Genomic DNA, 11,630 nt, shown 5'->3' on the forward strand with positions numbered 1-11,630 from the left:
TACCCGTCTGGTAGATATTGAGCATGCCGACATCTTGCATTACCGAAAGGAGTTATTGACCGGGACAATTATTAACCCAGCGATGCCGAATCTGGCCAGGCAGGGCCGCGCGCCCTCAACAGTCAATAAACAGATGGCAGTTTTATCAGAAATGCTTAAGCTCGCAAACCGAAGCCAGTTTATATTGCATGCTCCTTATGAAGGAGTGTCGCGACTCAAGTTATCTAAAAATGATCCCGACCCACTTTTACTTCATGAGTACCAGGCACTGATAGCCGCCCTTCCCCGTAGCCAGGCATTAATCATCATTGTTGCCGTTCATACGGGGATGAGACCGGGCGAGATATGCGCCCTGGCATGGGAAGACATTGATTTGGTAAAAGGTGAAATCCACGTATCCAGAAGTTTGACGAATAAGCGAGTATTTGTACCCCCTAAGACAGATGCCGGAATAAGGACGATAACGTTGCTTAAACCTGCTCTGGATGCACTGAAGGAACAATACGAAGTCACCGGCGCTAATCCGAAGCAAGAAATTCGATTTCACCATCGGGAGATCGGAAAAACTGAGCAGCAATCTCTTCGCTTCGTTTTTTCACCGACAGCATATTCGTCAAAAAAAGGCAGTTACTTCTCCAAGAACTCGATTGCCTATGGCTGGAAGCGAGGCACTAAACTTGCAAATATCCGCGAAAGGAATCCTTATCAGTCACGGCATACCTACGCATGCTGGACGTTGATGGCCGGAGCGAACCCGTCATTCATAGCGAGTCAGATGGGACATGAAGATGCGCGCATGGTGTACGAGGTTTACTCCAAGTGGATTGGCGACATGAACCAGGATCAGGTCAACATGCTGAACAATCAGATGCCAACGGCACTGCCCCCAGGGCGCCCCCACGGGCAGGGGTGCATGAGAAAAGTTATTTAATTTCATAGCGCTGCTTTCAATCCACATAATCAGCGTTAAACTATTCATACCATTATTTTAGGGAGAAACGATGATGCGCGTACTGGTTGTCGAGGATAATGCTTTATTACGCCACCACCTCAAGGTTCAGTTACAGGATTTAGGGCATCAGGTGGATGATGCAGAAGATGCGAAGGAAGCGGACTATTATCTGAATGAACATCTGCCGGATATCGCGATCGTTGATTTAGGACTCCCCGATGAAGATGGTTTGTCGCTGATCCGCCGCTGGCGCAGTAATGAGGTTTCGCTGCCGATTCTGGTATTAACCGCGCGCGAAGGCTGGCAGGACAAGGTGGAAGTCCTCAGCGCTGGCGCTGACGATTATGTCACCAAACCGTTTCACATCGAAGAAGTGGCTGCGCGCATGCAGGCACTGATGCGCCGCAACAGCGGTCTGGCATCGCAAATTATCTCCCTTCCGCCTTTTCAGGTGGACCTCTCTCGACGCGAGTTATCCGTCAATGATGAAGTTATCAAGCTCACTGCGTTTGAATACACCATTATGGAAACGCTCATCCGTAATAATGGCAAAGTGGTCAGTAAAGATTCGCTCATGCTGCAGCTTTATCCGGATGCCGAGCTGCGCGAAAGTCACACCATTGATGTTCTAATGGGACGTCTGCGTAAGAAAATACAGGCGCAGTATCCGGACGACGTCATCACCACCGTGCGTGGTCAGGGATATCTTTTTGAACTGCGCTAATGAATAAACTATTGCGTCATTTTTTCCCGCTATCGCTGCGGTTGCGCTTTTTACTGGCAACTGCGGGCGTGGTGTTGGTGCTCTCACTGGCCTACGGCATGGTTGCCCTGGTGGGCTACAGCGTCAGCTTTGATAAGACAACGTTCCGCCTGCTGCGGGGTGAAAGTAATCTGTTTTATACCCTGGCAAAGTGGGAAAACGGCAAGATAAACGTCGAGCTGCCTGAACATCTCGATATGCAAAGTCCAACAATGTCGCTGATCTATAACGAAAGCGGTGAATTGTTGTGGGCGCAGCGCAATGTTCCCTGGCTGACGAAAAGTATCCAACCGGACTGGCTAAAAACGAACGGTTTTCATGAAATTGAAGCCAATGTAAACGCCACCAGCACTTTACTGGGCGAAGATCACTCCGCTCAGCAGCAGTTAAAAGAAGTCAGAGAAGATGATGACGACGCCGAAATGACCCACTCCGTGGCGGTGAACGTCTACCCCGCCACAGCCAGAATGCCGCAACTGACCATTGTGGTTGTCGACACCATTCCTATAGAGCTAAAGCGCTCGTATATGGTCTGGAGCTGGTTTATTTATGTCCTGGTCGCCAATCTGTTGCTGGTCATTCCGCTGTTATGGGTGGCCGCCTGGTGGAGCCTGCGGCCAATTGAGTCGCTAGCGCGTGAAGTCCGTGAGCTTGAGGAACATCATCGTGAGATGCTAAACCCCGCCACCACACGCGAATTGACCAGCCTGGTTCGCAATCTCAATCGGCTTTTAAAAAGCGAACGTGAGCGCTACGATAAATACCGCACCACGTTAACCGATCTCACCCATAGTCTGAAAACGCCACTGGCGGTACTGCAAAGTACGCTGCGCTCAATGCGTAATGAAAAGATGAACGTCAGCGACGCAGAGCCTATCATGCTGGAACAAATCAGCCGTATTTCCCAACAGATAGGCTATTACCTGCATCGCGCCAGTATGCGTGGCAGCAGTGCCCTACTCAGCCGCGAGCTGCACCCGGTCGCGCCGTTGCTGGATAAGCTCACCTCGGCGCTGAATAAAGTGTATCAGCGTAAAGGGGTCAACATTAATCTCGATATCTCACCTGAGATCAGCTTTGTGGGCGAACAGAATGACTTTGTCGAGGTGTTGGGCAACGTCCTGGATAACGCCTGTAAGTATTGTCTGGAGTTTGTCGAGATTTCGGCGCAACTGTCTGAGGATCAGCTGCATATTCTGGTCGAAGACGATGGTCCTGGTATTCCGCAAAGCAAACGGGAAGTGGTGTTTGACCGTGGACAGCGCGTAGATACACTACGTCCCGGACAAGGCGTCGGTCTGGCGGTGGCGCGAGAAATCACCGAACAGTATGACGGGCAAATTATTGCTGGTGATAGCCTGCTGGGTGGCGCGCGCATGGAAGTTATTTTTGGCCGCCAGCAGCCGGGCCAGAAAGACGAGTAATCGTCGCATGTAATAAATATGTACTGACTTCACGCTTGAGGTTAAGTATCCGTTATAATCGGTTGCAGATACCAGCCTGCGGGATGCTCACTATGGAATACCAACTCACACTTAACTGGCCCGATTTTCTTGAACGCCACTGGCAGAAACGCCCGGTGGTCTTAAAACGCGGGTTTAATAACTTTATTGATCCTCTTTCTCCTGACGAACTGGCTGGACTGGCAATGGAAAGCGAGGTCGACAGCCGACTCGTCAGCCATCAGGATGGTAAATGGCAGGTTAGCCATGGTCCCTTCGAAAGCTACGACCATCTTGGCGAGAACAACTGGTCTTTGCTGGTGCAGGCGGTCAACCACTGGCACGAACCTACCGCCGCGCTGATGCGCCCGTTCCGTGAATTACCGGACTGGCGTATCGACGATCTGATGATTTCTTTCTCTGTACCCGGCGGCGGCGTTGGCCCGCACCTGGATCAGTACGATGTATTTATCATTCAGGGAACCGGTCGTCGTCGCTGGCGCGTAGGCGAAAAGCTGCAGTTGAAGCAGCACTGCCCTCACCCGGATCTTCTTCAGGTCGACCCGTTCGAAGCCATCATTGATGAAGAGCTGGAACCCGGCGATATCCTGTACATTCCACCGGGATTCCCGCACGAAGGCTATGCGTTAGAAAACGCGATGAACTATTCGGTTGGCTTCCGCGCGCCAAACACTCGCGAGCTGATCAGCGGGTTCGCCGATTACGTTTTGCAACGCGAACTGGGCAGCACCTATTACAGCGATCCTGACCTGCCACCGCGCGATCATCCGGCAGATGTTCTGCCGCAGGAAATGGACAAGCTGCGCGAAATGATGCTGGGTCTGATTAATCAGCCAGAACATTTTCAGCAGTGGTTTGGCGAGTTTATCTCTCAGTCTCGTCATGAGCTGGATATTGCCCCGCCGGAGCCACCGTATCAACCAGACGAAATTTATGATGCCCTGAAACAAGGTGATGTTTTAGTGCGTCTGGGCGGATTGCGCGTATTGCGCATTGGCGATGACGTCTACGCTAACGGTGAGAAAATTGACTCGCCACATCGTCCTGCGCTGGAAGCGCTGGCCAGTCATATTGTGCTGACGGCTGAGAACTTTGAGGATGCGCTGGAAGATCCTTCTTTCCTTGCCATGCTTGCCGCGCTGGTCAACAGCGGGTACTGGTTCTTCGAAGGGTAATAGACTGTGCCTGATGCGACGCCATGCGTCTTATCAGGCCTACTGGAGTGAAATATTGTAGGCCGGATAAGCAAAGCGCCATCCGGCAACTACACATGCTTTATTTTTGTTTCGCGGCCAATTCAGCAATACGCACAATCACCTGCACCGCTTTTTCCATTCCTTCCAGCGTCACAAACTCATGCTTGCCATGATAGTTGTAGCCGCCGGTGAACAGATTCGGACACGGTAATCCCATAAACGACAGCTGCGCGCCGTCAGTGCCGCCACGGATCGGTTTCAGCACCGGCTCAATATCACAATCGCGCATCGCCTGCTGGGCGATATCCAGCACGTGCGGATGCTCAATCACTTTTTCGCGCATATTGTAGTAACTGTCTTCAATCACCAGTTCGATATAGCAGTCTGGGTGTAACCCTTTGCCAACCTTCTTGGCGATATCCATGATCTTGCGTTTACGCGCTTCAAACTGCTTACGGTCAAAATCACGAATAATGTAGTGCATATCCGCCCGATCGACCGTCCCTTTCATGCTCGCCAGATGATAAAAGCCTTCATAGCCTTCCGTCTTTTCAGGGCTTTCATCTGCCGGAACCTCAGCGTGAATACGCGCCGCCAGGGACAGCGCATTCACCATCACCCCTTTTGCGGTGCCGGGATGCACATTGTTGCCAACAATTTTGATATTAACCGACGCGGCGTTGAAGTTTTCAAACTCCAGCTCACCTACGCCACCACCGTCAACGGTATAGGCCCACTGCGCATCGAATGCCGCAACATCAAAATGCTTCGCCCCTTTACCCACCTCTTCGTCCGGCGTAAAGGCCACGCGGATATCACCGTGCGGAATATTTTTTTGGATAAGCACAGCCAGTGCGGTCATGATTTCCGCCACGCCTGCTTTATCATCCGCGCCCAACAACGTTTTACCGTCTGTGGTGATCAGCGTCTGACCCAGAAGTTGATGCAGCACCGGGAACATCACCGGCGATAAAACTTCATCACCAATGCCTAACGCAATATCGCCACCGCGATAGTTTTCAACGATTTGCGGATTGACATTTTTACCGCTGAAATCCGGTGAGGTATCCACATGGGAAATAAAGCCGATCGCAGGAATATTGCCAGCAACGTTAGCAGGTAACGTTGCCATCAGCGTGCCTTTTTCGCTCAGTGAAATATTAACCAGCCCCATCTCTTCGAGCTGTTGTTTGAGCAGTTGTAATAATTTCCACTGTCCTTCGGTGCTGGGTACCTGCCGCACGCCCGATTTTGATTGGGTGTCCAGCGACACGTAGTGTAAAAAACGCTCAAGTAGTTTATCCATGCAGTCACCCTCACTTTTTGTGACAACATTATCAATAAGCAACAAAAGACAAATATTGCGTCAGGTCACTTTTATCCCCGCAAGTGAGAATATTTCGCCCTGACATCCCCTCTGACTATAGGGCTAAGTCAGTAATTCGCAACAAGGATTGGCGATTACAATGGTTTGCCGTAGAATAACGGCCCTCATTAAGAGTCATCAAGGTGGTTAACCACAAACCCCGCATCGGTCAGCCATCCGTTGCGTTTACATGGGACAGAGTAAAAAATTGAATAAACAACCGCGTTCGCTTTCTCCACTGGTGCAATTAGCGGGAATTCGCAAAAGTTTCGATGGCAAAGAGGTGATTTCCAGCCTGGATTTGACCATCAATAATGGCGAGTTTCTTACGCTGCTTGGCCCCTCTGGCTGCGGTAAAACAACCGTTCTTCGCCTGATTGCCGGTCTGGAAACGGTTGATTCCGGTCATATTTTGTTGGACAACGAGGACATCACTCACGTTCCAGCGGAAAATCGCTACGTGAATACCGTCTTCCAAAGCTATGCGCTATTCCCCCACATGACTGTGTTTGAGAATGTGGCCTTTGGTTTGCGCATGCAAAAAACGCCCGCAGCCGACATTTCTCCCCGCGTTACCGAAGCCTTGCGCATGGTGCAACTGGAAGAGTTCGCCCAGCGAAAACCGCATCAACTTTCCGGCGGACAGCAGCAGCGCGTAGCGATTGCCCGAGCAGTGGTCAACAAACCCCGCTTACTCTTGTTAGATGAATCCCTCTCTGCGCTGGACTACAAACTGCGTAAGCAGATGCAGAATGAGCTGAAAGCGCTGCAGCGTAAGCTTGGTATCACTTTTGTCTTTGTCACACACGATCAGGAAGAAGCGCTGACTATGTCTGACCGCATCGTGGTGATGCGCGATGGTAAGATTGAGCAGGACGGTACGCCGCGCGAAATCTACGAAGAGCCAAAGAATCTGTTTGTCGCCGGGTTTATCGGCGAGATCAATATGTTTAACGCCACGGTGATTGAACGTCTGGATGAACAGCGTGTTCGTGCTAACGTTGAAGGCCGCGAGTGCAATATTTATGTCAACTTCGCGGTAGTTCCCGGACAAAAGCTGCACGTTCTGTTACGCCCTGAAGATTTACGCGTTGATGAAATCAACGATGATAATCATATCGAAGGCCTGATCGGCTACGTGCGCGAACGCAACTACAAAGGCATGACGCTGGAGTCGGTTGTGGAACTGGAAAATGGCAAAATGGTGATGGTCAGCGAATTCTTCAACGAAGATGATCCTGACTTTGACCACTCGCTCGACCAGAAAATGGCAATTAACTGGGTAGAAAGCTGGGAGGTCGTACTGGCTGATGAAGAGCACAAGTAAATTCCAGAGTGTGGTGATCTTCACCATTGTCGGTTGGCTTGTGTTATTTGTCTTTCTGCCCAACCTGATGATCATCGGCACCAGCTTTTTGACCCGTGACGACGCCAATTTCGTCAAAATGGTCTTTACGCTGGAGAACTATACGCGTCTGCTCGATCCGCTCTATTTTGAGGTGCTGGTTCACTCCCTCAATATGGCGCTGATTGCCACGCTCGCCTGTCTGGTACTCGGCTACCCGTTTGCCTGGTTTTTGGTGAAACTGCCGGAAAAAGTACGCCCGCTGCTGCTATTCCTGCTGATTGTTCCGTTCTGGACCAATTCCCTTATTCGCATCTACGGACTCAAAATTTTCCTCAGTACCAAAGGCTATCTCAACGAGTTTCTGTTATGGCTCGGCGTTATCGATACACCCATTCGCATTATGTTTACCCCCAGCGCGGTGATTATCGGGCTGGTATACATCCTGTTGCCGTTTATGGTGATGCCGCTCTATTCCAGCATTGAAAAGCTCGATAAACCGCTGCTGGAAGCCGCACGCGATTTAGGTGCCAATAAGCTTCAGACCTTCACTCGCATCATTATTCCGTTGACGATGCCGGGGATTATCGCCGGATGCCTGCTGGTCATGCTGCCCGCAATGGGGCTGTTTTACGTTTCCGACTTAATGGGCGGTGCGAAAAACCTGCTGATTGGTAACGTAATTAAAGTTCAGTTCCTGAACATCCGCGATTGGCCGTTTGGTGCAGCCACCAGCATTACGCTGACCATCGTGATGGGTCTGATGCTGCTGATCTACTGGCGCGCCTCCCGCTTACTGAACAAGAAGGTGGAACTCGAATGATCGGTCGACTGCTTCGCGGCGGTTTTATGACCGCTATCTACGCGTATCTGTATATTCCAATCATCATTCTGATTGTGAACTCCTTTAACAGTTCGCGCTTTGGCATCAACTGGCAGGGTTTTACTACCAAATGGTACGGCCTGCTGATGAATAACGACAGCCTGTTGCAGGCAGCACAGCACTCGCTGACGATGGCGGTGCTATCCGCCACGTTTGCCACCTTGATCGGCTCACTTACTGCGGTTGCGCTGTACCGTTACCGTTTTCGCGGTAAACCGTTCGTCAGTGGCATGCTGTTCGTGGTGATGATGTCGCCGGATATTGTGATGGCAATATCTCTGCTGGTGCTGTTTATGCTGATCGGCATTCAACTGGGCTTCTGGTCGCTACTGTTCTCGCATATCACTTTTTGTCTGCCTTTTGTGGTGGTGACGGTTTACTCTCGCCTGAAAGGTTTTGATGTCCGCATGCTTGAGGCGGCTAAAGATTTGGGTGCCAGCGAAGTAACTATTCTGCGCAAGATAATACTACCACTGGCTATGCCTGCGGTGGCTGCGGGTTGGTTGCTGAGTTTTACGCTGTCGATGGATGATGTTGTTGTTTCATCTTTCGTCACCGGACCGGGTTATGAAATTTTGCCATTAAAAATCTACTCAATGGTTAAAGTCGGCGTATCACCAGAGGTGAACGCGCTGGCGACCATTTTGTTGGTTCTGTCGCTGGTTATGGTGATTGCCAGCCAGCTTATTGCACGTGATAAAACCAAGGGCCGCTAAGGCCCTTAATTCAGGGGACGTTAAATGATGAAAAAATGGTCACGCCACCTGCTCGCGGCGGGAGCTCTGGCACTGGGCATGAGCGCCGCTCACGCGAATGACAACAACACGCTCTATTTCTATAACTGGACTGAATACGTACCACCGGGTCTGCTGGAACAGTTCACCAAAGAAACCGGCATTAAGGTTATCTATTCGACCTACGAGTCGAATGAAACCATGTACGCCAAGCTCAAAACCTATAAAGACGGCGCATACGATTTGGTGGTTCCGTCCACCTATTACGTCGATAAAATGCGTAAAGAAGGCATGATCCAGAAGATCGACAAGTCGACGTTGACCAACTTCCACAACCTCGATCCGGAAATGCTCAACAAGCCGTTTGACCCAAACAATGACTACTCCATCCCGTATATCTGGGGTGCGACGGCCATTGGCGTCAACAGCGATGCTATCGATCCGAAAACCGTCACCAGTTGGGCCGATCTGTGGAAGCCGGAGTACAAAGGCAGTCTGCTGTTAACCGATGATGCGCGTGAAGTGTTCCAGATGGCGCTGCGCAAGCTGGGGTATTCCGGTAATACTACCGACCCTAAAGAGATTGAAGCCGCCTATAACGAGTTGAAGAAGCTGATGCCTAACGTCGCGGCATTTAACTCTGACAACCCGGCCAACCCGTATATGGAAGGCGAAGTTAATCTGGGGATGGTGTGGAACGGCTCCGCGTATGTTGCGCGTCAGGCGGGCACACCGCTGGAAGTGGTATGGCCGAAAGAAGGTGGCATTTTCTGGATGGACAGCCTGTCTATTCCGGCTAACGCGAAAAACAAAGAAGGTGCGCTGAAGCTGATTAACTTCCTGCTGCGCCCGGACGTGGCGAAAGAGGTTGCGGAAACTATTGGTTATCCGACGCCAAACCTGGCAGCGCGTAAGCTGTTAAGCCCTGAAGTCGCAAATGATAAAACGCTCTACCCTGACGCGGAAACCATCAACAAAGGGGAATGGCAGAACGATGTCGGTTCCGCCAGCGCTATCTATGAAGAGTATTATCAGAAGCTGAAAGCAGGACGCTAATTCAGCGTTGTAAGGAATGCCCGATGGCGCGACGCTTATCGGGCCTACATCAATGCAAACCGTAGGCCGGATAAGGCATTTGCCGCCATCCGGCAAAAAAAATCACAGCCCTTTCAATAACTTCTCAACAAACTCAGGCACTACCTGGCTTGCCGGACCGTAATACTTCTCTTCAAACTCGCTGCCTACCTGGCTCGGTTCGAGGTTTAGTTCTACCGTATGTGCCCCATGCAGCCGCGCCTCATGCACAAAACCCGCTGCCGGATAAACATGTCCCGATGTGCCAATCGCAATGAACACATCTGCCATTGCCAGTGCCATATAAATTTCATCCATACCCAGCGGCATTTCACCAAACCACACTACGTGTGGTCGCAGCGGTGCCGGAAACTGGCAGCAATGACATTTATCTTCCGGGGTCACATCGCCCGTCCATTCCAGAATCTGCCCGCTTTGCGAACAGCGAACTTTGAGCAACTCGCCGTGCATATGGATAACGTTCTGGCTGCCCGCACGCTCATGCAGATTATCAATGTTCTGCGTCACCAGTAAAAAACGATCGCCCAACTCGGCTTCGAGTTTTGCCAGTGCGATATGCGCCGCGTTGGGCTGGATTTCCGGCTGTTGCAACTGATGGCGACGGGCGTTATAAAACGACTGAACCAGTTCCGGGTTTCGACTAAATCCTTCCGGAGTCGCAACGTCCTCTACCCGATGTTCTTCCCAGAGACCATCCGCCGCGCGGAATGTTCGAATTCCTGACTCAGCGGAGATTCCCGCTCCAGTCAGTACCAGCACTCTTGGTTTTTCCATCAATTCAGGCACCACTCTGTCTCTGAAAAAGATTCGTTGACGCAGGCGATCGCGCAAATGGCGTTTATTTTTACGAAAGCGGCTTAACCGATGACCCCGACGCGACAGCATAACAACCTCTTTGTATTAATCGGTAAGATGTAGGAAAGCAGCCCCGCGCATCCCGCCGGCATCACCGTGCCGTGCCTGCTCAATACGCGGTACCCGGGCAACCGGCAGCAGATGACGCGGCAATCGGTTCGCCAGTTGCGTCGTAATAGCGGTAAAATTCGACAAGCCTCCGCCAATCACCACCAAATCAGGATCGACGATAGTCAGGATATTCCCAAGACACACCGCCAGCAAATCCAGATAGCGTTCAACGTGGGCCAGCGCGTGCTCATCACCCTGCTCCCACAGCGCGATAATTTCGCGGGCATCCAGCGGTTGATGGTAGTAATGCTGATACAACCACGCAAATCCACCGCCGGAAAGATAGCTTTCGATGCATCCCAGTTGACCGCATCCGCAGCGGCGCAGCGGGAAATCAAAGCCCATCAGCGTCAGCGCATCGACCGGCAAACGAATATGACCAAACTCACCGGTGATATAGCTGCGTCCGGTGATGGATTTCCCGTTAAGCACCAGGCCGCCGCCGACGCCCGTACCGAGGATCAACCCCATCACCAGCGGATACTGGGTGAACTCGTCATCCCAGGCTTCGGAGAGAGCAAAACAGTTCGCATCGTTATCCAGACGCACATCGCGGTCAAGGCGAGCGCTGAGATCGGCGCGGAGCGGTTTGCCACTGGCGGCAGGAACGTTGGCCGCGTACAGCGTGCCGTCTTCGGTTTCCGGCATGCCTGGAATGCCGATGCCTACCGAACCTTTGATGCCAAACCGCTGATCCGCTTCCGTCACCAGATTGCAGACCGCATCAAGGAAAGCGTCGTAGCTGTCGCGAGGCGTAGGAACGCGAGTTTCCCATTGCAGACGACGTTGCTTATCAAACACGCCCAGCGCAATTTTGGTCCCGCCGATGTCAAATCCGTAATACATCACCGCTCCTTGATACACGTC

At 51.6% G+C, this 11,630-nt stretch carries 11 protein-coding genes; 8 read left to right on the plus strand and 3 right to left on the minus strand.

Translation table 11 applies throughout. The annotated features are described in order from the left end of the window. The first annotated feature begins 55 nt into the window (after positions 1-55). The 4 genes from OGY18_RS09230 to roxA all read left to right on the plus strand — a co-directional run bounded on the left by OGY18_RS09230 (position 56) and on the right by roxA (position 4,353). Positions 56-931 carry a tyrosine-type recombinase/integrase gene (locus OGY18_RS09230; protein WP_286552765.1) on the plus strand — a complete coding sequence of 292 codons (876 nt, stop codon included), beginning with the start codon at positions 56-58 and terminating at the stop codon, positions 929-931. Between the two features lie 73 nt (positions 932-1,004). After that, positions 1,005-1,676 carry a two-component system response regulator PhoP gene (gene phoP / locus OGY18_RS09235; RefSeq protein ID WP_003846709.1) on the plus strand — a complete coding sequence of 224 codons (672 nt, stop codon included), beginning with the start codon at positions 1,005-1,007 and terminating at the stop codon, positions 1,674-1,676. Then, positions 1,676-3,139 (plus strand): two-component system sensor histidine kinase PhoQ, encoded by a 1,464-nt coding sequence (gene phoQ, locus OGY18_RS09240; protein ID WP_126318419.1) that lies wholly within the window; start codon positions 1,676-1,678, stop codon positions 3,137-3,139. The genes phoP and phoQ overlap by 1 nt, the downstream gene beginning before the upstream one ends. Before the next feature lie 92 nt (positions 3,140-3,231). Next, the gene (gene roxA, locus OGY18_RS09245) at positions 3,232-4,353 is read left to right on the plus strand and encodes a [50S ribosomal protein L16]-arginine 3-hydroxylase (RefSeq protein WP_003030786.1); all 1,122 of its coding nucleotides are present in this window, start codon (positions 3,232-3,234) and stop codon (positions 4,351-4,353) included. A 100-nt stretch (positions 4,354-4,453) separates the two neighbouring features. Here the strand turns inward: roxA and pepT are convergent, their stop codons facing one another. Beyond that, positions 4,454-5,680, minus strand: coding sequence for a peptidase T (gene pepT, locus OGY18_RS09250; protein WP_048214418.1), 1,227 nt, complete (start codon positions 5,678-5,680; stop codon positions 4,454-4,456). 250 nt (positions 5,681-5,930) lie between these two features. Here pepT and potA point away from each other — a divergent pair, with 250 nt between their 5' ends. From potA to potD, 4 genes are read left to right on the plus strand one after another with little or no spacing between them, the layout of a single operon-like run. Next, positions 5,931-7,067 carry a spermidine/putrescine ABC transporter ATP-binding protein PotA gene (gene potA / locus OGY18_RS09255; RefSeq protein ID WP_003832287.1) on the plus strand — a complete coding sequence of 379 codons (1,137 nt, stop codon included), beginning with the start codon at positions 5,931-5,933 and terminating at the stop codon, positions 7,065-7,067. Then, positions 7,051-7,908 (plus strand): spermidine/putrescine ABC transporter permease PotB, encoded by an 858-nt coding sequence (gene potB / locus OGY18_RS09260; RefSeq protein ID WP_003832285.1) that lies wholly within the window; start codon positions 7,051-7,053, stop codon positions 7,906-7,908. Before potA ends, potB begins: the two co-directional genes overlap by 17 nt. Further along, positions 7,905-8,684, plus strand: a complete 780-nt coding sequence (gene potC, locus OGY18_RS09265; RefSeq protein ID WP_003030794.1) for a spermidine/putrescine ABC transporter permease PotC — start codon at positions 7,905-7,907, stop codon at positions 8,682-8,684. The genes potB and potC overlap by 4 nt, the downstream gene beginning before the upstream one ends. A gap of 27 nt (positions 8,685-8,711) precedes the next feature. Further along, a complete protein-coding gene (gene potD / locus OGY18_RS09270) occupies positions 8,712-9,758 on the plus strand; it encodes a spermidine/putrescine ABC transporter substrate-binding protein PotD (RefSeq protein WP_003030797.1) in 1,047 nt (348 codons plus the stop codon). Positions 9,759-9,860: 102 nt separating this feature from the next. Here the strand turns inward: potD and cobB are convergent, their stop codons facing one another. Beyond that, positions 9,861-10,682 (minus strand): Sir2 family NAD+-dependent deacetylase, encoded by an 822-nt coding sequence (gene cobB, locus OGY18_RS09275; protein ID WP_003832281.1) that lies wholly within the window; start codon positions 10,680-10,682, stop codon positions 9,861-9,863. A 15-nt stretch (positions 10,683-10,697) separates the two neighbouring features. Beyond that, positions 10,698-11,609, minus strand: a complete 912-nt coding sequence (gene nagK, locus OGY18_RS09280; RefSeq protein ID WP_003832280.1) for an N-acetylglucosamine kinase — start codon at positions 11,607-11,609, stop codon at positions 10,698-10,700. Positions 11,610-11,630 lie beyond the last annotated feature (21 nt).

Origin of the sequence: Citrobacter sp. Cpo142, assembly GCF_030332425.1 — a bacterium.
GTDB classification, from domain to species: Bacteria; Pseudomonadota; Gammaproteobacteria; order Enterobacterales; family Enterobacteriaceae; genus Citrobacter; species Citrobacter portucalensis.

What these genes read in the sequence shown, in the direction of transcription:
- nagK (WP_003832280.1), bottom strand. Translation starts at nt 11,609, where the DNA reads ATGTATTACGGATTTGACATCGGCGGGACCAAAATTGCGCTGGGCGTG.
- cobB (WP_003832281.1), bottom strand. Translation starts at nt 10,682, where the DNA reads ATGCTGTCGCGTCGGGGTCATCGGTTAAGCCGCTTTCGTAAAAATAAA.
- potB (WP_003832285.1), top strand. Translation starts at nt 7,051, where the DNA reads ATGAAGAGCACAAGTAAATTCCAGAGTGTGGTGATCTTCACCATTGTC.
- phoP (WP_003846709.1), top strand. Translation starts at nt 1,005, where the DNA reads ATGCGCGTACTGGTTGTCGAGGATAATGCTTTATTACGCCACCACCTC.
- roxA (WP_003030786.1), top strand. Translation starts at nt 3,232, where the DNA reads ATGGAATACCAACTCACACTTAACTGGCCCGATTTTCTTGAACGCCAC.
- phoQ (WP_126318419.1), top strand. Translation starts at nt 1,676, where the DNA reads ATGAATAAACTATTGCGTCATTTTTTCCCGCTATCGCTGCGGTTGCGC.
- potA (WP_003832287.1), top strand. Translation starts at nt 5,931, where the DNA reads ATGGGACAGAGTAAAAAATTGAATAAACAACCGCGTTCGCTTTCTCCA.
- potC (WP_003030794.1), top strand. Translation starts at nt 7,905, where the DNA reads ATGATCGGTCGACTGCTTCGCGGCGGTTTTATGACCGCTATCTACGCG.
- potD (WP_003030797.1), top strand. Translation starts at nt 8,712, where the DNA reads ATGAAAAAATGGTCACGCCACCTGCTCGCGGCGGGAGCTCTGGCACTG.
- pepT (WP_048214418.1), bottom strand. Translation starts at nt 5,680, where the DNA reads ATGGATAAACTACTTGAGCGTTTTTTACACTACGTGTCGCTGGACACC.